23 protein-coding genes, 17 tRNA genes, 1 rRNA gene, 1 pseudogene and 1 riboswitch are annotated in these 22766 nt (G+C 44.6%); of the genes and pseudogenes, 7 read left to right on the forward strand and 35 right to left on the reverse strand.

Features of this window, described 5'->3' with window-relative positions; genetic code table 11:
* Nucleotides 1-105: 105 nt before the first annotated feature.
* The 7 genes from prkA to queG all read right to left on the reverse strand — a co-directional run bounded on the left by prkA (nucleotide 106) and on the right by queG (nucleotide 7222).
* A complete protein-coding gene (gene prkA, locus SB658_RS10435; RefSeq protein WP_003239626.1) occupies nucleotides 106-2001 on the reverse strand; it encodes a serine/threonine protein kinase PrkA in 1896 nt (631 codons plus the stop codon).
* A 348-nt stretch (nucleotides 2002-2349) separates the two neighbouring features.
* Nucleotides 2350-3057 carry a hypothetical protein gene (locus tag SB658_RS10440; protein ID WP_144500808.1) on the reverse strand — a complete coding sequence of 236 codons (708 nt, stop codon included), beginning with the start codon at nucleotides 3055-3057 and terminating at the stop codon, nucleotides 2350-2352.
* A gap of 11 nt (nucleotides 3058-3068) precedes the next feature.
* A complete protein-coding gene (locus tag SB658_RS10445) occupies nucleotides 3069-3782 on the reverse strand; it encodes a bactofilin family protein (RefSeq protein WP_003233438.1) in 714 nt (237 codons plus the stop codon).
* Nucleotides 3773-4414, reverse strand: coding sequence for a YhbD family protein (locus SB658_RS10450; protein ID WP_003233440.1), 642 nt, complete (start codon nucleotides 4412-4414; stop codon nucleotides 3773-3775). Before SB658_RS10450 ends, SB658_RS10445 begins: the two co-directional genes overlap by 10 nt.
* Nucleotides 4415-4539: 125 nt before the next feature.
* Nucleotides 4540-5022 (reverse strand): tRNA (uridine(34)/cytosine(34)/5-carboxymethylaminomethyluridine(34)-2'-O)-methyltransferase TrmL, encoded by a 483-nt coding sequence (gene trmL / locus SB658_RS10455; RefSeq protein ID WP_121572548.1) that lies wholly within the window; start codon nucleotides 5020-5022, stop codon nucleotides 4540-4542.
* Between the two features lie 37 nt (nucleotides 5023-5059).
* A complete protein-coding gene (locus SB658_RS10460) occupies nucleotides 5060-5995 on the reverse strand; it encodes an amidase domain-containing protein (RefSeq protein ID WP_080010597.1) in 936 nt (311 codons plus the stop codon).
* Between the two features lie 66 nt (nucleotides 5996-6061).
* Nucleotides 6062-7222, reverse strand: a complete 1161-nt coding sequence (queG, locus tag SB658_RS10465) for a tRNA epoxyqueuosine(34) reductase QueG (RefSeq protein ID WP_032677424.1) — start codon at nucleotides 7220-7222, stop codon at nucleotides 6062-6064.
* 82 nt (nucleotides 7223-7304) lie between these two features.
* Here queG and SB658_RS10470 point away from each other — a divergent pair, with 82 nt between their 5' ends.
* Entirely contained in the window at nucleotides 7305-7928 is a 624-nt protein-coding gene (locus SB658_RS10470; protein ID WP_003245517.1) for a B3/B4 domain-containing protein, read from the forward strand.
* A gap of 90 nt (nucleotides 7929-8018) precedes the next feature.
* Here SB658_RS10470 and SB658_RS10475 read toward each other — a convergent pair.
* Nucleotides 8019-8092: transfer RNA gene (locus SB658_RS10475), tRNA-Gly, on the reverse strand.
* Between the two features lie 193 nt (nucleotides 8093-8285).
* Between SB658_RS10475 and SB658_RS10480 the strand changes: the two genes are divergently transcribed.
* Nucleotides 8286-8486, forward strand: coding sequence for a helix-turn-helix transcriptional regulator (locus SB658_RS10480; protein WP_009966860.1), 201 nt, complete (start codon nucleotides 8286-8288; stop codon nucleotides 8484-8486).
* A gap of 1 nt (nucleotide 8487) precedes the next feature.
* Nucleotides 8488-8961: a lipoprotein gene (locus SB658_RS10485; RefSeq protein WP_003245008.1), complete on the forward strand. Its 474-nt coding sequence runs from the start codon at nucleotides 8488-8490 to the stop codon at nucleotides 8959-8961.
* Between the two features lie 17 nt (nucleotides 8962-8978).
* On the opposite strand, the gene rpsN is transcribed toward SB658_RS10485, so the two are convergent.
* The 6 genes from rpsN to SB658_RS10515 all read right to left on the reverse strand — a co-directional run bounded on the left by rpsN (nucleotide 8979) and on the right by SB658_RS10515 (nucleotide 13762).
* Nucleotides 8979-9248, reverse strand: a complete 270-nt coding sequence (gene rpsN / locus SB658_RS10490) for a 30S ribosomal protein S14 (RefSeq protein ID WP_003233455.1) — start codon at nucleotides 9246-9248, stop codon at nucleotides 8979-8981.
* 111 nt (nucleotides 9249-9359) lie between these two features.
* A complete protein-coding gene (locus SB658_RS10495; RefSeq protein WP_003233457.1) occupies nucleotides 9360-9896 on the reverse strand; it encodes a hypothetical protein in 537 nt (178 codons plus the stop codon).
* A gap of 102 nt (nucleotides 9897-9998) precedes the next feature.
* Complete coding sequence (gene ssuD / locus SB658_RS10500; protein ID WP_029726354.1) at nucleotides 9999-11129, reverse strand: FMNH2-dependent alkanesulfonate monooxygenase; 1131 nt, start codon at nucleotides 11127-11129, stop codon at nucleotides 9999-10001.
* Between the two features lie 22 nt (nucleotides 11130-11151).
* Nucleotides 11152-11982, reverse strand: coding sequence for an ABC transporter permease (locus SB658_RS10505; protein WP_072176038.1), 831 nt, complete (start codon nucleotides 11980-11982; stop codon nucleotides 11152-11154).
* Nucleotides 11979-12977, reverse strand: coding sequence for an aliphatic sulfonate ABC transporter substrate-binding protein (locus SB658_RS10510; RefSeq protein WP_072176039.1), 999 nt, complete (start codon nucleotides 12975-12977; stop codon nucleotides 11979-11981). The genes SB658_RS10505 and SB658_RS10510 overlap by 4 nt, the downstream gene beginning before the upstream one ends.
* Nucleotides 12978-12994: 17 nt before the next feature.
* A complete protein-coding gene (locus SB658_RS10515; RefSeq protein ID WP_021479704.1) occupies nucleotides 12995-13762 on the reverse strand; it encodes an ABC transporter ATP-binding protein in 768 nt (255 codons plus the stop codon).
* Between the two features lie 406 nt (nucleotides 13763-14168).
* Here SB658_RS10515 and katA point away from each other — a divergent pair, with 406 nt between their 5' ends.
* Nucleotides 14169-15620, forward strand: coding sequence for a catalase KatA (gene katA, locus SB658_RS10520; protein WP_144500807.1), 1452 nt, complete (start codon nucleotides 14169-14171; stop codon nucleotides 15618-15620).
* Between the two features lie 26 nt (nucleotides 15621-15646).
* Here katA and senS read toward each other — a convergent pair whose 3' ends face one another.
* Nucleotides 15647-15844: a transcriptional regulator SenS gene (gene senS / locus SB658_RS10525; protein WP_003245192.1), complete on the reverse strand. Its 198-nt coding sequence runs from the start codon at nucleotides 15842-15844 to the stop codon at nucleotides 15647-15649.
* 313 nt (nucleotides 15845-16157) lie between these two features.
* Here senS and SB658_RS10530 point away from each other — a divergent pair.
* Nucleotides 16158-16329, forward strand: a pseudogene (locus SB658_RS10530) (BBE domain-containing protein); the annotation flags it as partial.
* Between the two features lie 38 nt (nucleotides 16330-16367).
* Here the strand turns inward: SB658_RS10530 and thiC are convergent.
* Nucleotides 16368-18140, reverse strand: coding sequence for a phosphomethylpyrimidine synthase ThiC (thiC, locus tag SB658_RS10535; protein WP_144500806.1), 1773 nt, complete (start codon nucleotides 18138-18140; stop codon nucleotides 16368-16370).
* Between the two features lie 132 nt (nucleotides 18141-18272).
* Nucleotides 18273-18380: riboswitch (TPP riboswitch) on the reverse strand.
* A gap of 69 nt (nucleotides 18381-18449) precedes the next feature.
* Nucleotides 18450-19142, reverse strand: coding sequence for a Type 1 glutamine amidotransferase-like domain-containing protein (locus tag SB658_RS10540; RefSeq protein ID WP_144500841.1), 693 nt, complete (start codon nucleotides 19140-19142; stop codon nucleotides 18450-18452).
* 41 nt (nucleotides 19143-19183) lie between these two features.
* Between SB658_RS10540 and SB658_RS10545 the strand changes: the two genes are divergently transcribed.
* Nucleotides 19184-19456 (forward strand): spore coat protein, encoded by a 273-nt coding sequence (locus SB658_RS10545; RefSeq protein WP_410601576.1) that lies wholly within the window; start codon nucleotides 19184-19186, stop codon nucleotides 19454-19456.
* A gap of 88 nt (nucleotides 19457-19544) precedes the next feature.
* Here the strand turns inward: SB658_RS10545 and SB658_RS10550 are convergent, their stop codons facing one another.
* Nucleotides 19545-19748 carry a hypothetical protein gene (locus SB658_RS10550; RefSeq protein ID WP_014479229.1) on the reverse strand — a complete coding sequence of 68 codons (204 nt, stop codon included), beginning with the start codon at nucleotides 19746-19748 and terminating at the stop codon, nucleotides 19545-19547.
* 141 nt (nucleotides 19749-19889) lie between these two features.
* Here SB658_RS10550 and spo0M point away from each other — a divergent pair, with 141 nt between their 5' ends.
* Complete coding sequence (spo0M, locus tag SB658_RS10555; protein WP_017697518.1) at nucleotides 19890-20666, forward strand: sporulation control protein Spo0M; 777 nt, start codon at nucleotides 19890-19892, stop codon at nucleotides 20664-20666.
* Between the two features lie 78 nt (nucleotides 20667-20744).
* Here spo0M and SB658_RS10560 read toward each other — a convergent pair.
* The 17 genes from SB658_RS10560 to rrf form a co-directional block, all read right to left on the reverse strand.
* Nucleotides 20745-20826 (reverse strand) — tRNA-Leu (locus tag SB658_RS10560).
* 265 nt (nucleotides 20827-21091) lie between these two features.
* Nucleotides 21092-21180 (reverse strand) — tRNA-Leu (locus SB658_RS10565).
* Between the two features lie 7 nt (nucleotides 21181-21187).
* Nucleotides 21188-21258 (reverse strand) — tRNA-Cys (locus SB658_RS10570).
* A 5-nt stretch (nucleotides 21259-21263) separates the two neighbouring features.
* A tRNA-Gly gene (locus SB658_RS10575) sits at nucleotides 21264-21338 on the reverse strand.
* A 49-nt stretch (nucleotides 21339-21387) separates the two neighbouring features.
* Nucleotides 21388-21459: transfer RNA gene (locus SB658_RS10580), tRNA-Gln, on the reverse strand.
* A gap of 9 nt (nucleotides 21460-21468) precedes the next feature.
* Nucleotides 21469-21544: transfer RNA gene (locus SB658_RS10585), tRNA-His, on the reverse strand.
* A gap of 24 nt (nucleotides 21545-21568) precedes the next feature.
* Nucleotides 21569-21642 (reverse strand) — tRNA-Trp (locus SB658_RS10590).
* Between the two features lie 5 nt (nucleotides 21643-21647).
* A tRNA-Tyr gene (locus SB658_RS10595) sits at nucleotides 21648-21732 on the reverse strand.
* Nucleotides 21733-21754: 22 nt separating this feature from the next.
* A tRNA-Thr gene (locus SB658_RS10600) sits at nucleotides 21755-21827 on the reverse strand.
* A 5-nt stretch (nucleotides 21828-21832) separates the two neighbouring features.
* Nucleotides 21833-21908 (reverse strand) — tRNA-Phe (locus tag SB658_RS10605).
* 12 nt (nucleotides 21909-21920) lie between these two features.
* Nucleotides 21921-21997, reverse strand: a tRNA-Asp gene (locus SB658_RS10610).
* Nucleotides 21998-22008: 11 nt separating this feature from the next.
* Nucleotides 22009-22085: transfer RNA gene (locus SB658_RS10615), tRNA-Met, on the reverse strand.
* A 9-nt stretch (nucleotides 22086-22094) separates the two neighbouring features.
* Nucleotides 22095-22170 (reverse strand) — tRNA-Val (locus SB658_RS10620).
* A 9-nt stretch (nucleotides 22171-22179) separates the two neighbouring features.
* A tRNA-Glu gene (locus SB658_RS10625) sits at nucleotides 22180-22251 on the reverse strand.
* A 34-nt stretch (nucleotides 22252-22285) separates the two neighbouring features.
* A tRNA-Ser gene (locus SB658_RS10630) sits at nucleotides 22286-22377 on the reverse strand.
* A 5-nt stretch (nucleotides 22378-22382) separates the two neighbouring features.
* Nucleotides 22383-22457, reverse strand: a tRNA-Asn gene (locus tag SB658_RS10635).
* A 9-nt stretch (nucleotides 22458-22466) separates the two neighbouring features.
* A 5S ribosomal RNA gene (gene rrf, locus SB658_RS10640) occupies nucleotides 22467-22582 on the reverse strand.
* Nucleotides 22583-22766 lie beyond the last annotated feature (184 nt).

A 22766-nucleotide genomic window follows, 5' to 3' on the forward strand; every position in this document is an offset into this window, starting at 1 on the left:
TTCGAAAAGATTTATATTCATCATATGCATAAAAGCACATTTAATTGACAAACTATTTAGAAAATGGGACAAAATAACCCGCCCTATTCGGACGGGTCACGTTGCTTATCGGTTCAGCAGGCTGCCGACATATTTCAGCAGCTCATTGGCGCTCGTCGAGTTGTAGCCGTGCTCATCAATTAAACGGGCCACGACTTCATTTACCTTTTTCAGCTGCTGCTCATCCGGCGTTTTTGTTGAGGTCGTAATTTTAACGACATCCTTCAGATCAGCAAACAGCTTTTTCTGAATAGCTTCACGCAGTCTTTCATGGGAATTGTAATCAAACCGCTTGCCTTTTCTCGCATAGGCCGAGATGCGGATTAAAATTTCTTCGCGGAACGCTTTTTTGGCGTTTTCCGAAATGCCGATCTGCTCTTCGATGGATCTCATCAGCTTTTCGTCAGGGTTCATTTCCTCTCCTGTCAAAGGATCACGAAGCTTATTTTTATTGCAATAAGCCTCTACGTTATCGAGGTAATTGTCCATAAGTGTTTTTGCTGATTCTTCATACGAATACACAAACGCTTTTTGAACTTCCTTTTTCGCAATGTCGTCATATTCCTTGCGAGCGGCAGAAATAAAATTCAAATACCGCTCTCTGTCCTCGCTTGAAATTGATGGGTGCTGATCAAGACCTTCTTTTAAGGAACGAAGGACATCGAGAGAATTAATCGATTCCATATTTTTTCTGATAATCGTTGAAGAAATCCGGTTGATCACGTACCTCGGATCAATGCCGCTCATACCTTCATCATTATATTCTTTTTTCATATCCTCAACGTCGACAGAATTATATCCTTCCACACTTTCTCCATCATACAGTCTCATTTTCTTGACCAGATCAATATCCGACCGTTTCGGCTCTTTTAACCGGGTAAGGATTGAGAACATCGCGGCGACCTTCAACGTATGCGGGGCAATATGAACATCCGCCACATCGCTTTCTGCGATCATTTTTTCATAAATTCTCTCTTCCTCAGACACTTTTAAATTATAAGGAACTGGCATCACGATGATTCTTGAGTGCAGGGCTTCATTCTTTTTATTAGAAATAAATGAGCGATACTCCGTTTCATTCGTGTGAGCCACGATCAGCTCATCAGCAGAAATTAACGCAAACCGCCCAGCTTTAAAATTCCCTTCCTGTGTCAAGGAAAGCAAATGCCAGAGAAATTTCTCATCACATTTCAGCATCTCCTGAAACTCCATCATCCCGCGGTTCGCTTTATTCAGCTCTCCGTCAAACCGGTAAGCACGCGGATCTGATTCTGAACCGTACTCGGCGATTGTTGAGAAATCAATACTCCCCGTCAAATCGGCAATATCCTGAGATTTCGGATCAGAGGGACTGAATGTTCCAATTCCCGTACGCTTATCTTCTGAAAAGAAGATGCGCTCCACCTTCACATCCTCAATTCTTCCTCCGTACTCTTCCTCCAGCCTCATGACATTTAAAGGAGAAAGACTTCCTTCTATTCTAATGCCGTATTCCCTGTAAAAGTCATCGCGTAAATGATGGGGGATTAAATGTAGAGGGTCCTCGTGCATCGGGCAGCCTTTAATCGCATATACAGCGCCATTATCTGTCAGCGTGTACGCTTCGAGACCTTTTTTAAGCATTGTGACCAGCGTGGATTTACCGCCGCTCACAGGCCCCATCAGCAATAGAATCCGCTTTCTGACATCTAGACGTTTGGCAGCCGGATGAAAATACTCTTCCACAAGACGCTCCAGAGATTCTTCAAGCCCGAACAGCTCGCGGTCAAAAAAACTGTACTTCTTGCGTCCGTCAATCTCCTCTATCCCGCTGTCTTTTATCATATTAAAAACTCGAGAATGAGCAGATTGCGCGACCATCGGATTTTCTTTAATAATCTCCAAATAATCGGCGAAAGTTCCTTCCCATTTCAGCCGCTGCTCTTCCTCTCTGTACTGTTCAATTTTCTTTAATATATCCATAAGGACCTCCTCTATCATGTTTGATACACTATGCAAATAAGGTACTTTGATACAATCTATGCCGCCATCCCGTGATACATGCTTTGGTTTCTTAAAAATAAAGATACTTATACATCGTTGACAAGGCAGACCGCGACCGTTCATAATAAAGAAAAATACAGAATCATCCAGACTCGGACAGCACGGAAAAATTGAAGAGGGGGAGAGACGGTGAAAACAATCATCATGATGGGTGTCATTGTCACTTTTTTAGTATCAATTTTTACCGCAGGATACGATAGCAAGCCTGGAAAAGAATAAAAAAGGGTGCTCCTGAAAGAGCACCTTTTTGTATAACAGAACAATGTTTTACAGTTTTGTTTTTTCTTTAATCTGTGAATGCGGATCGCATTCACATTTGTTTTCGTACTCAATCGTTCCGATGCTGCATCCCGGCCCGATGATCACTTCTTTTCCCCTGACAACTGCCGCTTCGGTATTCTCCAAATAAACCCGATCTCCTTCTATGACATCGGCGATCAGCTTCCCTTTCTTCCGGCTAAAAAAACTCGCGCGTCTTTTCACTGTAATTGTTGTTCCGCCGATTTCCTGCACATGGCTTATATCATGGCTCAATCCCAGCTTGATCTCACCCGAATTTAATAACCCCGATACATCAACACAGCCTGTGACATGGAACATTTCTGTTTCACAATCACCTTTTACGCTAAGCTTCCCTTTCACACCGCAGGATTCTCCAGTCATATTCCCGCCAATTTCAGTCTGGCCTTTCAGATTGAATCGATCAAATTGAAGTGAGCCGCTGACTTTCATTGTCCCATATATATTGATTTTGCCGGCTGTCAGATCGCCTTTACATTCACTTTCTCCGAGCACACGCAGCCGCTCAGTCTCTGCTTTTCCGAGAAAAAGGCCCGTTCCGTATATGCGGCAGCCTACAGCAGACAGCCCTTCTCCAACTACACCTTCTCCTTTGATGCTGACATTGTGATACGCGCCTCCTGCGGCATGCCCAGCGCCATATAATTTTAAATTTCCCAGTTTTGTTGTCTCCATTACGATCCTCCTTACAACTTTGTGGATGTTTCAACCGATGCGCTTGGATCACAGGTATAGTCCCCGCTGTATTCGACAGTTTCAATCTGGCAATCCGGGCCGATGATCACTTTATTTCCGCGCACGGTTTTTGCCTTTGTATTTGTCAATTCAATCACGTCACCTTCGATCAGCCCTGCTGTTAGAACAGGCTGCGGCATCAATCTGAGCAATGTCAGCATTCCTTTTCTGCAGGTCACTTGAAGATGGCGGCAGCCGATCTCCCGCGCATAGCTTTCCCCTGCAGAAAGCTTAATGATCACCTGGTCTGCATTTAAAAGCCCGCTGATTTTGCATTTCCCTTCTGATTGAAAGGTTTCCGTTTCACAATCTGCTTCCATGACAGCTTTTCCGCTAATGTCAATGCCATCAGCCTTGACAGTGCCGCCAAATGTTGATGATCCAGCGATTTTCAATTGTTTTGCAGATACCTCTCCTTGGATAAAACCAGTGCCATTAATCCGGATAGATTCTGCTTCAACGTCTCCATTTATCTTTCCTGAACCGCTGATGGTTACCGCTTTCGCTTTAACGCTGCCGTCAGCTTTTCCGTTTCCATTAAAAGAAAAAGTATCACACTCCACGTCCCCGGCCACTGTCCCGCTGCCATTAATCTCAACAGATTGAAATGTTCCTCCCTTTGAACTTCCTGATCCGTTTATCACCAGCTTTTCCACTACATCCATTGATGGCCCTCCTGCATAAATGTTGTTTTTAATTCTTCTGAAGCTTTTAATAAATCTACCCGTTCCACAACCTTTACGGATGATTCAAACAAAATGCTGTCCGCCGCAGCCGCTATAAAACAAGTTGTGACACCGAGCTTGCGGAGCACAATCAGCTCCGTCTGTTTTTCAATCTCTTCAGTATCATGCTTCTTTAATAACTCTGCAGCCATTTTTGCTTCTGCAAGGCTGACATTTCCAGACTGCAGCAGTCCCTCAAGCACATACAGCGAAAGCAAATCGCTGGATGAAAAAACCGGATTTCCTCCGTCTTCTGAATAGGCTTCAAGAGCAGGCCTTGAAACCAAACCTTTATGAAGCAATTCATCAGCGGTCATGCTGACATCCTTCATTTTCGGCGACAGCATTTCCCTCATTTCATCCAAAGACAAATTTTCTTTCATCTTTTGAATCATTGATATACGTTTTAAAATCTCCTCTCTCGGAAAAAACGTCTCTTGCCCTGTAAATGTGGATTTACGAATAAACCATTCCTCAGGTATTAAGTTTTTCCGCTTCCATCGATACAGCTGACCGTATGAAATCGATGTTCTTTCAAGTAATTCTTTTTTAGAGATTAATTGTTCTTCCATAAGTCCAGCTCCTTTGATGGGTACATTGTAACATAACACTGTTACGTTGTTAAGCCCAAAAACGAAACAAAGCATTTCAACATCCGCAAAAAAACCCGCCCATCATCGATGAGCGGGTTTTTTCACTATTTTAAATCACGGTAATTTTGCTGGCGCAGCGCTTCATAAACAAGAATCGCGACAGTATTGGACAGATTTAACGATCTGACATGCTCTGTCATCGGAAGACGCAGGCAGCGGTCCATATTATTTTGAATTAAATCCTTTGGCAAACCGCTTGTTTCTCTTCCGAACACGAAGAAATAATCCTCGTCAAGATCAGTGTAATCAAATGATGTATGAGGCTGCTGGCCAAATTTTGTAATAAAGAAAAACTTGCCTTTTTTATATGCCTCAAACAATTCTTCTAACGAATCATGATACACAACGTTAACAAACTCCCAATAATCTAGTCCGGCACGCTTCAGCATTTTATCATCAGTTGAAAAGCCGAGCGGACGAATCAGGTGTAGCGTTGTATTGGTTGCTGCACAAGTACGTGCAATATTCCCTGTGTTAGCGGGAATTTCTGGTTGATATAAAACGACATGTAATGCCACAATGTTCACCTCTGTTTTTCTTATCCGCCCATCATTATAACATTAATTACTCTTTTGTCGTATCATCAACGATATGAAAAAAGGCATATCGTATTGACTGCGTGTATGCCGTAGAATCCTCATATGACCAATATCTCATCCGGCTGTCATAGGTCTGGGCGTTGACAAGCGGCATATTGCCTTTGTCCTTTGCCACGACAATCGTTGTATGATTAAAGCGGCCGTCTCCTTCGAAGTCATAGCAAATCACATCGCCCGGCATCAGTTCTTCCGCTGATTTCACCCGCACCGCACGCAGTCCGGCCTTTGAATTCGACAAATACATTTTCATAGAGTGCGCCACCGTCCAGCTGTAGCTCCATGAGCTTTGTTTCATCCACCAGCCTGATCCCCTGTTCGGATGACCGCGCATCGGCGCGCCTCCTGCATGAAGACACTGAGAAATAAAATTTGTACAGTTATCGCTGAAATTTTTATAAGCAGGATTGCGCTTGTTCCAAAATTTCTCGGCATATTGGACAGCGCCGAGACGATCGTATTGAAAAGCCCTGCCAAACGCTTCTCTTTCCTCTTCAGCTTCAGAATAGTCAATAATACTGGTCCCTTCATGAAATCCAGCCGGCTTTTTCGCAATTTCCTGATCACTAATCAAAATGTGATCATACAGGAAAGCCAGCCGCTCCTCTATGTGCTCTTCTATATACAAGCTGTCATCTTGTTCCTTACACACGTATTCGTAATGGATGGTATACGAAAGGCAGGTCGTTCCGTCATCCTCAACCCGCACATGATTAATCACGGCCTTTGCTTTCGCTTTTATGATGTCAACTTTACGTTTTTCCAGAAGCTTTTTCTTACGCTCCATGACTTTAAGGTCTCCGACTTGAGACTCCTGTCTCATAGCATGCCCGTTAACCAGAAAGCCCAGCCGCTCCTCCGCTAATTGTTCTAAAATGTACTTCAAGCTCACCCCACCCGCCATACTTTTTTATAGAGAAAAAACACTTGGATGATCTCAAGTGTTTTTTCCTTCTGCTCTATACGTATGTCAGGACAGGCCTTGTTTAGTCATGCCTGAAGCTTTTAGCAACTCAATTCCTTTTTCAATTTCCAGCTTTGCCTCTTCATCCTTCTCTTTTTCCAGCGCTTTTTCAAGCTCTTCCGCGTAGGCGGGGTCTCCGATTTTTCCGATTGCCCATGCGGCTGTCCCCCTGATGACAGGACGCGGATCCTTGTGCATCAGTTCCGTCAATTCAGGCAGTGCGGAAGCATCCTTAAAATGCGCAAGCGCGAGAATGGCGTTTCGCTGAATCGGTTTTTTCCCGCGCCAAGAACCTGAGACATGCCCGAATTTCTCCTTAAATTCCCGATTACTGATGGTCAAAAGCGGCTTCAATAACGGTTTGGCAATCTCAGGATCAGGCTCCATTTCCGGATGTAGATGAAAATCCTTCCCTTTATTGAGAGGGCATACCGTTTGGCACGTATCGCACCCGTACAGGCGGTTTCCGATTTTTGTCCGGAATTCATCAGGCAAAAATCCTTTTGTCTGGGTCAGAAAAGAGATGCAGCGCTGCGCATTAAGCTGCCCGGGATTAACCAGTGCTCCCGTCGGACAGGCGTCCAAACATTTCGTGCAGGACCCGCACATATCTTCAATCGGCACATCAGGCTCAAAAGGGATATTTGTGATCATTTCCGCCAAATACACATAAGAGCCATACTCGGGTGTTGTGATCATACAGTTTTTCGCACTGAATCCGATTCCGGCACGTTCCGCAACGGCGCGATCAGACAATTCACCTGTATCAACCATTGACTTCGTTCTGATATCCTCATGCTTGCTTTTTAGAAAATCCTCCAGCAGATCAAGCTTTTCTCTCAGCACATCATGATAGTCTTTTCCCCAGGAAGCTCTGCAAAAAATGCCCCTGCGCTCAGTTCTCGTGCTTCTCGGCGCATCCTTCATTCTGGAAGGATATGCGAGAGCAATTGCAACTATAGATTTCGCTTTCGGCAAAAGAAGCTTCGGCGTCACCCTTTTTTCGATATCTGGCTCTTCAAAGCCGGAGAGATAGCCGAGCGATTCTTGAAGAATCAAACGGTCTTTTAAACTGTCAAAAGTATCAGCGGTCGTAAAACCAATCTTGTCCACGCCAATGCTTTTCGCGTATTCAATTAATTCTTCTTTGAGCTGATAAACGTTCATGTTTTGCACAGCCTCCTTTCTTTGTGATAAAACGATACAGCGTTTATAATAGGTTGATATCACGTAACTGGAGTGAATGCTAGTGAATATCAAACTTGATTCTGTTATTACTGAACGTGCGGCCGGCTTACATGCAGCTGCTGTCATTTATGAGAATATCGAAGTCGGCTCCTCACCGCAAATGCTGAAAGGCAGACTCCGCCTGTTTCAAGAATCCTTGTTTTTCGACTATGCGGACGGCGGTATATCCGATGAATCCTTCGTCAAGGAATGGCAGAAACTCTTTAAACAGCTTAACCCTTCATTTGAGGGAGAAACAACCCCAATGGAGGACATGCTGGTCCCGATATCCAAGGAACAATTCATGGAAAGTAAAGACTCGGCCCATGACACAATCGATTTTTTCGCATTAAAATATTCTCTGCCTATTATGATTTATGATGCCGGAAAGCTTCATGAGCCGGTCCGGATCTCATTGGGAGAAAAAGAAAACATACTGCTTTTCTCTGATGAAAACGGCATTTTTGGCGATTTCAAAAACAGCGTCAACCACTATCCCGTTTCAAACGAGACTAAGAATATGCTGCAAATCATTTTTTTCCCGCCATCGATTGAGAAAAGCAGCGCTGTTAACCTCTTATCATCATTAACGAAAATGTTTGAACAAATTCACGGCGGCACCCATACAGTACATTGGCTTACGTAAAAGAACACGAATACCGTGTTCTTTTTCACATAAAAAAACGCAATACTTCGTTTATCTGAGAAACGAAACACTGCGTTAATAACGTATGTATGGAGCGGGTGATGAGAATCGAACTCACGACATCAGCTTGGAAGGCTGAGGTTTTACCACTAAACTACACCCGCATTTGTGATTGTCAGCAACAGTACCGCTCTGACTTTTTTTATATTACATGTTTATTTATTTTTCGTCAAGGGAATATAAAAATTTTGTCGAAAAAAAGTTATCTTTTTGTAAAGTTGTTAAGTTCCATTTACATAATGTTAAGTATACTATACAATATAATCAATCGAGATTGTGAAGGGGACAGACGTCATGATGAAAAATAAAGTAAAAGAGCTGAGGGCACGCTTCGGCTATTCTCAGGAAAAACTCGGAGAAACGGTCGGCGTCACAAGACAGACTGTGGCAGCGATTGAAAAAGGCGATTATGTTCCCTCACTGCTGTTAGCACTGAAAATCTGCAAAGCCTTCTCCATGAAAATGGAGGATGTCTTTTGGTTAGAGGAGGAAAACTAAGATGAGCATGAAAACAAAAGCAGCTTTTCACCTTGTTTTATTTGGCCTTGCATGCTGGGCGCTGATTTCATACTTTGAAGCCTCAGAAGGCATAGCATCTTTTTTCGGCACAAAGAGCGGCGGGATGGTATTTGATTTAAACCTCACTCCCTTTATTCTGTTTGTTGCGGCGTCTGCGGTTTATTTGTACTTACAGAAAAAAAGCCGCCCTGCCAGAAAGCAGCTACTTCTGCCTGATGAGTTTGAAGAGCAGGATGAAAGAGAGCAGATGATGACGGCAAAAGCATGTCGCGCGTCATATATCGCTGTCTACTTCTCGCTGCCTGCCGCAGCGGTTCTTCTCATTTTTTATCCGCTATTTCAATCGCGCATTCCGTTTTTCCCTATTATTATTGTGTTTATCATCATGATCATCCAGCACCTTTCCTACGTCATCTCTTTCAAGAAAAACGAAAAAAACTCCGGCGCGCTGTAATCGGCCGGAGTTTTTTCTTACCAGCTTGCTTTTTTCACACCGGGAATCTGGCCTTTATGGGCCAGCTCCCTGAAAGCGATTCTGGACATTTTAAACTTCCTCATATATGCTCTCGGGCGCCCCGTTACCATGCAGCGGTTGTGAAGCCTTCCCGGTGCTGAATCTCTTGGCAGCTTGCTGAGTGCCTCGTAATCTCCTTTTTCCTTCAACTCGCGTCTAATACCAGCGTATTGCTCAACAAGCTGTTGGCGTTTTAACTCTTTTGCCACTTTTGATTTTTTAGCCAAGTCACATAGCCTCCCTTTAAATCGAAATTGTTACGATTTAAAATGTATCATGCACCATTCAAAAAAGCAAGCATACCGCTTTGTAAAACAGACGGCCTGAAGCCGCCCATTCTAATGATGCAATTCCACATAATACAGTAACGCATCTTGATGCTTAATGAGCTCTTTTTTATGTTCAGAGGTGTGCATTGTCTCGTCAGTCCCTCTAATACTGCTGCCGATCAAAGCAGGCTTCTCGAAAGTAATCGGTTCCGGCGATGAAATATTCTGAGTCATTTCCTGTGTTGTGCTATCGTCACGTTTCACCGATGAATCAGCCGCTATATTTCCCTGTTTATCCACAATGCCAAAATGAATGGTGGTATGTTTATTCTTTCCTTCCCCCTCTTCCTTCTCAAAATAAACAAATTGTATGGTATCGGGTTTTTCCTCTGAATAATCTGCACTAGCCGGTCCAAACCTCTCAACAAGCTTTCCCTTTTGATAATGTTCGATGTACATGTCAGCTGAAGAAACACCTTCACCGATATTGACGGCTTCGGCAGTGAATGCCTGTGAAGCTGCGACATCCATTCTGTTTTTTTCAAGTTCTGATATGTCCGCCGCTTTGATTTCCATCTGTTTTGAATGTCCGCATGCTGACAGCATAGCTATGAGGCAAATGACTGCCGCGCTTCTCAATGTTTTCAGAAAAAAAGCCCCCTTTTTTTGAATATCATACCATGTTTGGGGGCTGTATTTTTATTAAACTCATGCATTTTTCTCTTTGACAAAATAAGTGTTTCCTACCGCTTCTCCCCTTTTGTTCTGAAGCTTTCTCGTCCGATCATTTTCAAACGGCAAAAGCGGAAATACAAGCTCTGCAAAATAATACGCTTCTTCTAAATGCGGATAGCCTGAGAATATAAACGATTCTATGCCGAGTGCCTGGTACTCCGCTATCCGGTCGGCAATCGTCTGCGGATCACCGACAAGAGCTGTTCCTGCCCCTCCTCTGACTAGGCCGATCCCCGCCCACAGATTCGGACTGATTTCAAGCTTCGTCCGATCGCCTTGATGAAGGACGGCCATCCGCTGCTGGCCTGTAGAGTCGTAACGGCTCAAAGCTGCCTGCGCTTTGGCAATGGTGTCATCATCCAAGTGGCTGATCAAGCGCTCTGCCGCTTCCCATGCCTCTTGTTCAGTTTCACGGGCAATGACATGCAGCCTAATGCCAAATCGAACGGATCTCCCTTCTTTTGCCGCTTGCTTTTTGACTCTTTCTATCTTTTCTTTTACTTGTTCAGGCGGCTCCCCCCATGTCAAGTATACGTCTGTATGCTTTGCGGCAGCTTCAATCCCAGCCTGTGACGAACCACCGAAATAGATGGGCGGATGCGGCTCTTGCTGCGGCGGGAAAAGCAGATTGCTGTTTTCCACTTTTATATGCTTTCCTTCATAGGAAACCGCTTCTCCCTGCAAAAGTCTCCGCCAAACGGTTAAAAATTCGTCTGTTGCCTCGTAGCGCTCATCATGGCTGATAAACAGGCCATCGCCTGCCAGCTCATACGGATCGCCCCCTGCCACAACGTTGATCAGCAGCCGGCCGTCTGAAATGCGGTCTAGGGTGGATGTCATTCTGGCTGCCAGAGAAGGCTGCATTAAACCAGGTCTCACCGCGACTAAAAACTTTAAGTCCTTTGTTTCTCCTGCCAGTGCCGACGCTGTAAGCCACGGGTCCTCGCACGATCTTCCCGTTGGCAGAAGAACTCCTGTATATCCCAGCCTGTCTGCCGCCTGCGCGACTTGTTTAAAGTAAAGATGATCCGCAGTCCGTCCATCACTTTCAGATCCTAAATATCTCGCGTCTCCATGAGTCGGTATAAACCAAAGAATTTCCATATTCATCTCCCCTTTATATCTTTTATCCTTCGTAGCTGTTTCTCCACTTTAACAGCTTTCGTTCAAGCAGCCTGACGAAGGAATCCGTCAGCTTTCCAACCACTGCAAAAATGATAATCCCTGCAAAGACTTTATTCGTTTGTGAAAACTGTCTCGCATCCATGATCATATAGCCGACTCCCGAGCTTGAGCCCATCAGCTCTGCCACAACGAGCCCGAGCCATGCAATGCCGAGCGATAAGCGAATGCCTAGCAATATGTTGGGCAGGGCTGCCGGCAATATCACTTTGGATATCTGCTGATGCCATTTAAATTCAAGCACCCGGGCGACTTCAAACAGCTTCGCGTCAACCCCGCGGATGCCGTTAAACGTATTGATATAGACAGGAAAGAAGGCACCGAGCGCAATCAGCAAAATTTTAGATACTTCGTCAAATCCGAACCATAAAATAAACAGCGGCGTGACGGCCAGATGAGGTACGGTTCTAAGCATTTGCAACGACGGATCAAGATACAGCTCCGTCCGTTTGGAGAATCCGGCCAAAATCCCGATCATCAATCCAAGCCCTGCGCCAAGCAAAAAACCAAGCGCCGCCCGATAAATGCTGATTTGCAGATGGCCGAACAGTTCGCCGGACAAAATAAGCTCCTTAAAGGTCAGAACAATCGTAACAGGTGTAGGCAGCACTGTAGCGGACACAACTCCCAGCCCGCCGATGATCTGCCAGATGGCAATGATGACAGCGGGCAGTAAAAGCCCCTTCATCCAGCCGTATCTCTTCCTTCCGGGCTTTTTTCGCACCGCTTCCGCATTCGTTTTGGGCAGCGAGCCCGCAGCCTCTGCTTTCATCATTGATCACCTCCTGAGGAATGTTCCTCTAATGCTTTTTTGATAAAAGTGTTATCGACAACATCCTTCACATCAATCTTCTTATCTATCGCCTTTGTTCGAAATTGAAAATCTGCTGTTTCCTGCTGCGCTTTCACAATGTCGTCACTGATGACCTCATTCAGAGGTTCAGTATTTTTCAGCACATTTTCGACGACCTTTTTATCGAGATCTTTAATGTCAGAATACAAGTCCGCTGCTTCATCCAGATGTTCCTTTTGCCATACAACGGCTTTATTAAATACCTTCAGAAAACGGACCACTTCGTCTGGATGCTCTTCTGAAAACTTTGTTCTTACTAAAGTAAAACCCGGTGAATATAAATCTGTGCTTTCTCCGTTCACAAGGATTTTTGCTCCGTGTTTCATTGTTTCTAAGGACAAGTACGGCTCCCAAATGGACCAGGCATCAACAGATCCGTTTTCAAATGCGGAAGCTGCTTCATCAGGCTGAAGCTGAATAATTGTCACATCGTTAGCTGACAACCCCACTTGATCAAGCGCTTTATACAAAAAATCAAACCCGCTGCTGCCTTTGGCGACTGCAATTTTCTTCCCCTTTAAGTCCTTAACGTCTTGAATGCCGCTGTTTTGATTGACAAGGATGCCGTTTGCTTTCAAGCCGTCCTGAGACAAACCGATTTCTTTAAAGTCAATGCCTGCCGCCTGTCCAGCGATCACAGGCGAATTACCGACTTGAGAAAAATCAAGTTTGTCTGCCGCAAGGCCTTCAAATTGGGGCGGACCGCTTTGAAACTCCACCCATTTCACTTTGATGCCTTCTTTTTCAAATGCATCTTCGAACCAGCCTTTTTCTTTTGCGATCAAAAGCGGGCTTAAGCTTTGCTGAATACCAATACGAATTTCCTTCAATTGTTTGTGGTCACCGCTGGCTCCATTTGCTCCACAGCCTGCGAGCAGAAAAATAACGGCAACCAATACAATGAGTCCTTTTTTCATTTCCGCTTCCGCCCTTTCTATATCCCTGATCCTTCTGCGTACTCCAAATCTTCTGTTTTCTCGAATTCCGACAGCACTCTCTGTCTGATCGCTTGGAAATCCGGAGTCGTCCGGTTCCGCGGATACGCCAGGTGAATGGGCATCAGCTTATGGATTTTCCCCGGTTTGGCCTTAAGGATCGCAAGCTCATTTCCTAAATAAACAGATTCATCTATATCATGAGTCACGAGAATCATCGTTGTTTTTTTCCTCCTCCATATATCCAGCAGCACGTCCTGCAGGTGTTTTCTTGTAAAAGCGTCGAGTGCACCAAACGGTTCATCTAAAAGTAGCACCTCAGGCTCCCGCAGAAGGGCCCGGGCGATGGCTACTCTTTGTGACATGCCGCCTGACAGCTCGCGCGGATATGCTTTTTCCGATCCTTTCAATCTGACAATCTCGATCAGTTCATCCACCTTTTGTTTGACTTTTGGGTCCTTCAAATTCAAGTCGGCTGCAATATTCTGCTCAACAGTCAGCCAAGGAAAGAGGCGGTGTTCCTGAAAAATAAATCCTTGCTGAATACCCGGAGCTGTTACGCTGCGGCCGTTAATTTCCACACTCCCGTCATATTCAGAATCAAGCCCTGCAATAATCTTTAACAGGGTGCTTTTTCCACACCCGCTCGGTCCGATAAGCGTTAGAAATTCGCCTGGTGCGATTGATAATTCTATGTTCTCTAAGACCGTGTTTTTGCGGCCCTCTTGAACAAATGCCTTTTCTTTGATGCTGATGGTCACAGCCACTTTTATCCCTCTCTTTCTGCCAACCCCGCCTTCAAAAAAACAAAAAGGCCCCCATCTCTGTTCTTGTAGAGATGAGAGCCTTCGGCGGTCCGATCAGCTGCCCAATTGTTTTTTTGTTTGAATAACATGTTAATTCAAATTATTCCGATATGTCAACTCTTTTTTAAATACGATTTTTGATATCCTTGTTTATCACTTACTCTGCTTGTTTCGCAAATAGAGAAGGAAAAATTATTTCTCCAAAAATTATTAAGTGTCATAAAAAGCTGTTACAACAAGGCTTTTCAACACTTTCGATACTAGATATCGATTAATAGAGATAACTATTTTATAATAATTATAAAATAATATTGACTTTTTACTTAGAGATGATATTATGTTCTTATAAATTCCAAGAGGTGATAACATGAGTTCAAATAAACTGACAACTAGCTGGGGCGCTCCGGTTGGAGATAATCAAAACTCAATGACTGCCGGTTCTCGCGGACCAACTTTAATTCAAGATGTACATTTACTCGAAAAATTGGCCCATTTCAACCGAGAACGTGTTCCTGAACGTGTTGTTCACGCCAAAGGAGCAGGCGCACACGGATATTTTGAAGTGACAAACGACGTAACAAAATACACGAAAGCCGCTTTCCTTTCTGAAGTCGGCAAACGCACACCGTTGTTCATCCGTTTCTCAACAGTTGCCGGTGAACTTGGCTCTGCTGACACAGTTCGCGACCCGCGCGGATTTGCTGTTAAATTTTATACTGAAGAAGGAAACTACGACATCGTCGGCAACAATACGCCTGTATTCTTTATCCGCGATGCGATTAAGTTCCCTGATTTCATCCATACACAAAAAAGAGATCCAAAAACACACCTGAAAAACCCTACGGCTGTATGGGATTTCTGGTCACTTTCACCAGAGTCACTGCACCAAGTGACAATCCTGATGTCTGACCGCGGAATTCCTGCGACACTTCGCCACATGCACGGCTTCGGAAGCCATACATTCAAATGGACAAATGCCGAAGGCGAAGGCGTATGGATTAAATATCACTTTAAAACAGAACAAGGCGTGAAAAACCTTGATGTCAATACGGCAGCAAAAATTGCCGGTGAAAACCCTGATTACCATACAGAAGACCTTTTCAACGCAATCGAAAACGGTGATTATCCTGCATGGAAACTATATGTGCAAATCATGCCTTTAGAAGATGCAAATACGTACCGTTTCGATCCGTTTGATGTCACAAAAGTTTGGTCTCAAAAAGACTACCCGTTAATCGAGGTCGGACGCATGGTTCTAGACAGAAATCCGGAAAACTACTTTGCAGAGGTAGAACAAGCGACATTTTCACCTGGAACCCTCGTGCCTGGTATTGATGTTTCACCGGATAAAATGCTTCAAGGCCGACTTTTTGCTTATCATGATGCACACCGCTACCGTGTCGGTGCAAACCATCAAGCGCTGCCAATCAACCGCGCACGCAACAAAGTAAACAATTATCAGCGTGATGGGCAAATGCGTTTTGATGATAACGGCGACGGATCTGTGTATTACGAGCCTAACAGCTTCGGCGGTCCAAAAGAGTCACCTGAGGATAAGCAAGCAGCATATCCGGTACAAGGTATCGCTGACAGCGTAAGCTACGATCACAACGATCACTACACTCAAGCCGGTGATCTGTATCGTTTAATGAGTGAAGATGAACGTACCCGCCTTGTTGAAAATATCGTTAATGCTATGAAGCCGGTAGAAAAAGAAGAAATCAAGCTGCGCCAAATCGAGCACCTCTACAAAGCGGATCCTGAATACGGAAAACGCGTGGCAGAAGGCCTTGGATTGCCGATTAAAAAAGATGCTTAATGGAGAAATGCAAAAACCCGCTGTAGTCAGCGGGTTTTTTTATATTTAGTTACACATTGCGTATGCTTCTCATCAATCTTCATATAAATTTCTTCCATGAGTTCCGCGCTGTTTATAATCTCTCGTTTGTTTTTTTCAATCAGCAGCTCAAGCGGCAAAATCTGATTCCCGTAGGTTTTTCGCTTCCTGAATCGTTTTCTCCCCTTTTCTTTTTTGACTCCCATCAATAATCCCTCCTTTTTCATACAAAAAAGGCCCTTATCTAAAAGATAAGAGCCTTCGGTGTCCCGATCAGCGCGATAAATTTGAAAAATTTGTACTGACCATGTTAATTCATACAATACCGACCTGTCAACTATTTTTTTGAGGGTGTTGATACTGTATCAGATTGCATCCCCGCTTTTTCCTTATACACTCTTATCCCCTGACGCATAAGCTAGAGAAACTAGAATACGAGAGAAAGAGATGTGGGTGTGTGGAAAAGACAAAATTGACCGGACGTATCGTGACACGGGATGATCCGGACTTTCGAGTTAAACGATGGGAGACTACGTAAATTGGCCAGATATCGGAAATCAGAAACTGGCCAAGAACATATTACGGCGAAAACGTTGAACGACTCCGCCGTGTCAAAACGAAATATGATCCAGAAAATGTTTTCCGCTTTGAACAGAGTATTCCTCCGCTTCGACGCTCTCTGTTTTTCTAAAAAAAATGAAGATGGAGCATTCTCCATCTTCATCTTATTTATTGATATAAATTGCTTCCCGTATCGACAAACTCTTTTGCTTTTTCTTTTAATCCTTTATTTATGGCTTCTGCTTCACTGAGATCGTTTTTCTTTGCATAATCCCGAATATCCTGTGAAATTCTCATGCTGCAAAATTTCGGACCGCACATGGAACAAAAGTGAGCGGTTTTTGCTCCTTCAGCAGGCAGGGTTTCATCATGGTATTCAAGGGCTCTCTCCGGATCAAGAGATAAATTAAACTGATCCCGCCAGCGGAATTCAAAACGGGCTTTCGATAACGCATCATCCCGGATTTGCGCTCCGGGATGCCCTTTTGCAAGGTCCGCAGCGTGCGCAGCGATCTTATATGTAATGACTCCTTCACGAACATCATCACGGTTTGGCAGCCCCAAATGCTCCTTCGGCGTTACATAACAAAGCATTGCTGTCCCATACCAACCGATCATCGCCGCTCCGATCGCTGAAGTAATATGGTCATATCCCGGCGCAATATCCGTTGTCAACGGCCCCAATGTGTAAAAAGGCGCTTCTTTACAAATGTCCATTTGTTTATCGACGTTCTCTTTGATTTTATGCATCGGAACATGTCCAGGCCCCTCAATCATCACCTGAACATCATGCTTCCAGGCAATTTGCGTCAGCTCTCCAAGCGTCTCTAATTCAGCAAACTGCGCTTCGTCATTGGCATCAGCAATTGATCCGGGACGCAAACCATCCCCAAGTGAGAAAGCAATATCATACATTTTCATAATCTCACATATTTCTTCAAAATGTGTGTATAAAAAGCTTTCTTGATGATGAGCCAGACACCACTGCGCCATAATCGCTCCCCCGCGTGACACAATACCAGTTGTCCGTTTGGCAGTCAGCGGTACATACCTAAGCAAAACACCCGCGTGAATCGTAAAATAATCCACTCCCTGCTCTGCCTGCTCGATTAGCGTATCACGATAAATCTCCCACGTTAAATCCTCCGCTACGCCGTTTACTTTTTCAAGCGCCTGATAAATCGGAACAGTTCCCACAGGCACGGGGCAATTGCGGATAATCCATTCACGCGTCGTATGAATATCTTTTCCGGTAGAGAGATCCATCATCGTATCCGCTCCCCAGCGGATGGCCCACGTCATTTTTTCCACTTCTTCTTCAATGGATGACGTAACCGCTGAATTCCCGATATTCGCATTAATCTTCACATGAAAATTCCGGCCGATAATCATTGGCTCACTTTCAGGGTGATTAATGTTTGAAGGAATAATCGCCCGGCCGCTAGCTACCTCGTCTCTGACGAATTCAGGAGACACATGCTCACGAATGGAGATAAATTCCATCTCAGGTGTAATGATCCCCTTTTTTGCATAGTGCATTTGTGTGACATTTTGACCTGCCTTCGCCCTCAGCGGTTTCCGCTTTAATCCTGGGTAGCTTACGTTTGGATTTGCTTTTTTATAACCGTTATCTTCTGGTTTTATAGCCCGACCTTCATACTCTTCCACGTCACCGCGCTCTGTGATCCATTTTTGGCGGAGCGGCTTTAATCCTTCTTGAATATTAATGGTTACTTCAGGGTCCGTATACGGTCCGCTTGTATCATAGACACGCACAGGCGCGTTTTCCTCTTCGCCGAACGATCCCGTCGTCGGACTCAATAGGATCTCCCTCATCGGCACTTGGATGTCCGAAGAAGAACCCTCCACGTATACCTTCTTGCTGCCTGAAAAACTTGACATAATGGAAATGTTGGCTTGCTGCACTGAATTGTTTTGCATTACTTTTCCTTCCCCTCTCTACGTTTGAAAGGACAAAATCAAGCCCATAACCAGCACAAAAAACCGGATTCATATAAATGAACCCGGTTACAGTCAGAAAGAAACATATTATTGCCCAGCAAGACAATAACAAAAACAATTCCTCTACTTCCCCACGCTGGTACGAACCAGATCAGGTCCAAAGGGTTAAGAAGCTTACCTTCTCTCTCAGCCCGAAAGCGGGCACCCCCAGTAACTATTGATTTCGCACTCATCTTATCATAAAATCAATCTGAAAAAAAGAGGAATATAGATAATATTCAGCCAATTTCACCCTAAATATTTGACCGGCAACGGGATTTCAGCTATTTCATGTTCAGCCATCATCACCCGATATGCCTTTCCACCCGACCTTGAACTCACAGTCTGAAACAGCTGATCATTTATGAAATGGAGAGCAGCCCCATCATCCGCTGCATAGCCACTGCATAAGAACTTGTTAGATATCAGCTGGTGGTATGCCGGTCTCCGATCCTTTTCCCCGTCATAATGGGGACAAAAGCTCCCTTGCAAAAAACCTAAACTTTTCAAACTTGTCAGCGGTCCGGCTGAATCCGTCACCCCTTCTTCAAACCAGCAGATCGCACCGGCACTTAATCCAGCTAAAACCACACCGTTCTTCCATGCTTCCCTGAGAATCTGGTCAAGCCCCCACTCTTTCCATAACACAAGTAAATTCCGCGTATTTCCCCCGCCAACATAAATCACGTCCATTTCCATAACAAAAGAAGTTAAATCTGTTGATGGCGGCTTAAACAAAGATAAGTGAGACGGCACACAATCCAGTGTTTGAAATGCATGATAAAACCGCTGAATATAGTTTTGGGAATCTCCGCTCGCCGTCGGCAAAAAACAAATACGAGGCTGCTCTCGTTTTGATTGATTGAGGATATATTGATCGAGGGACAAATTATCCGGCTCCATCGAAAAACCCCCGCCCCCCATCGAAATAATCTGCTTCATCATCACACCCCCCAACAAAATTTGTTGCTTATTATAGCATTTTGTATAGAAGCAAGAAACAAAGCCAAATACTTTCTTATCAGGAGCTGCTAAAAAAACAAAGGAGGTGGTTTCCCATTGAACAAAGTTTTTGTCCCAAAGATATTCTTGATTTGTTAACAACAATAAAAACCAGCATTAACAAATACACTGTCGCAATAACAGAAGCCGAAAATCCCCACATCAGAAGATCATTGCATGATCAATTAGATACAACTGTTTATCTCCATGATGAACTGTCAGATCTTCTGTTAGAAAAGGGATGGCTCGGGTGAGCAATTCCAAATCAAATCGATTAGATTTATCTTACAGCAAAGACCACAAAAAGAGACGGGATCTCAAAGATGAGATGCCGTCTCTTTTTTATTGCTCCACTCTTCTTAAAGCCTCATTTACCGTTTCTTTTATAAACGCGTCTTCACCGCTTAATCGGTCTAAACTGAGATCGCCGTTTCTCAGCCTTTCGGAAATATTGTTTATATCCTCCTCTACTGTGATTTGCAGCTCACCAGCCAAAAACATTCTGTGTAATTCATCTGCAACCAAACTTTCTTTATTCACTTCCATCCACTCCTTTATTTTCAATATTATTCTTAGTCTGTCCCTAGGCCGAGACGAATAATAGGAAAAAAGTATGAATCAAACGAATCTTTTTTCCTCCTTCTTGCGTATATCTGTTGAGAAAAAAGAAAAAGGGGAAGATCTAACATGTCATTTTTTAAGAAACTTGCGGCAAGTGCCGGAATTGGAGCTGCAAAAGTAGATACAATTTTAGAAAAAGACGCATATTTTCCAGGAGAAGAAGTACAGGGAACGGTACATGTCAAAGGCGGAAAAATTGCTCAGGACATCCGTTATATCGATTTACAGCTTAGCACACGGTATGTCATTGTAAAGGACGATGAAGAGCACCGGAAATACGCTACAATTCATTCTTTCCGGGTCACTGGTTCATTTACCATACAGCCTGGTGAAGAGCATCAATTTCCGTTCACATTCACTCTGCCTCTAGATACGCCGATGACTGTAGGGAAAGTAGAGGTTGCCGTGGTGACAGACCTTGACATTCAAGGCGGTATCGATAAATCCGATCATGACCGCATTTTCGTTGAAGCGCACCCTTGGATTGAAAATGTGCTGGAAGCAATCGAAAACCTGGGCTTCCGTCTTAACGAAGCAGACTGTGAACAAGCGCCCTACTTCCGACGCCGCCTTCCGTTCGTTCAAGAATTCGAATTCGTTCCGACTTCCGGATATTATCGTCAAATGCTTGATGAATTAGAGCTCATTTTCCTTTTAGACGAAGACGGTTTGGAAATCATTTTCGAAGTCGACCGCAGGGCAAGAGGACTGCGAGGATGGCTGGAAGAGATGTATAATGACGGAGAACAGCTTGTACGCGTCCGTTTCAGCCAATCAGAGCTTGAAGATGCAGAAGAGCTTGAAGAGGTGTTAGAAGAGATCTTAGACCAATACGCTGAGTAAGTATAAAAAGGAGCCTCGGCTCCTTTTCTTTAATAAAAAATAAAAACCCGTGTCTATTAAGAAACGGGTTTTTCAGTATACCGGTGGTCGGGGTCGAACCGACACTCCAGAAGGAACACGATTTTGAGTCGTGCGCGTCTGCCAATTCCGCCACACCGGCAAGTTTTACGTCGTATCTAACCGACGAATATAACTATATCATGGATCTCATAAAGTGTCAACGTATTTCAAAAAAGTTTTTTTGGAAATATAAAATAAAAGTGTTGAAAGACTAGCTATACAGCCGCTTTATAATAGGCCTCGGAACTTAACTTGTTATGATAAATCAAAGCATTAAAAAAATGATCTACTTATGTAGATCATTAATATGATTAGTTATAATGATAAAACACAAACACCAATTCAACTTACCATGTAAGTAAAATTGGTGCCGAGGGCCGGACTTGAACCGGCACGGTAGTCACCTACCGCAGGATTTTAAGTCCTGTGTGTCTGCCAATTCCACCACCCCGGCAATAAGAAGGCGACACCCGGATTCGAACCGGGGATAAAGGTTTTGCAGACCTCTGCCTTACCACTTGGCTATGCCGCCGTAATTGGAGCGGAAGACGGGATTCGAACCCGCGACCCCCACCTTGGCAAGGTGGTGTTCTACCACTGAACTACTTCCGCATTTTAAATGGACTTAATACATTATATGCAGTTGATATAAAAAGTGAGACTGGGCTAGCTGGATTCGAACCAACGCATGACGGAGTCAAAGTCCGTTGCCTTACCGCTTGGCTATAGCCCAATGATAATATGGGGCGATTGATGGGAATCGAACCCACGAGTGCCAGAGCCACAATCTGGTGCGTTAACCACTTCGCCACAACCGCCATAATCTCAAGATGTCATAAATTTGGCAGGGGCAGTAGGAATCGAACCCACACCGGAGGTTTTGGAGACCTCTGTTCTACCGTTAAACTATGCCCCTATAAATGGTGGAGGGGGGCAGATTCGAACTGCCGAACCCTGAGGGAGCGGATTTACAGTCCGCCGCGTTTAGCCACTTCGCTACCCCTCCACATTAATTTTTGAAAAAACAGTGCCGGCAAGAGGACTTGAACCCCCAACCTACTGATTACAAGTCAGTTGCTCTACCAATTGAGCTACACCGGCATAGGTGGTGGCTCGGGACGGAATCGAACCGCCGACACACGGATTTTCAGTCCGTTGCTCTACCAACTGAGCTACCGAGCCTAAGTATTTAAATGGCGGTCCGGACGGGACTCGAACCCGCGACCTCCTGCGTGACAGGCAGGCATTCTAACCAACTGAACTACCGGACCATTTTGAAATTTGGTTGCGGGGGCAGGATTTGAACCTGCGACCTTCGGGTTATGAGCCCGACGAGCTACCGAACTGCTCCACCCCGCGATGATATAATGGTGGAGGATGACGGGCTCGAACCGCCGACCCTCTGCTTGTAAGGCAGATGCTCTCCCAGCTGAGCTAATCCTCCATCATATAATGACCCGTACGGGATTCGAACCCGTGTTACCGCCGTGAAAGGGCGGTGTCTTAACCGCTTGACCAACGGGCCCAGACTTTCAATTGTAATTATGTATAAGTATCAGTGGCGGAGAGCAAGGGATTCGAACCCTTGAGGCGGAGTTGACCGCCTACACGATTTCCAATCGTGCTCCTTCGACCACTCGGACAGCTCTCCAATAATGGCTCCGCAGGTAGGATTCGAACCTACGACCGATCGGTTAACAGCCGATAGCTCTACCACTGAGCTACTGCGGAATGAAGTCTGCCTGGCGATGTCCTACTCTCACAGGGGGAAACCCCCGACTACCATCGGCGCTGAAGAGCTTAACTTCCGTGTTCGGCATGGGAACGGGTGTGACCTCTTCGCCATCATCACCAGACAATTTCAGTGACATTTAACATTATACTATGTATTCTTGAGAAAATCAAGTGTTTTTTTGAAAAAACTTATTCTCTCAAAACTAGATAACAGGTGTGCCATCATTCAAAAATATGGTTAAGTCCTCGATCGATTAGTATCTGTCAGCTCCATGTGTCGCCACACTTCCACCTCAGACCTATCAA

Source organism: Bacillus sp. SIMBA_008, assembly GCF_046535495.1.
Taxonomy (GTDB): Bacteria; Bacillota; Bacilli; order Bacillales; family Bacillaceae; genus Bacillus; species Bacillus subtilis.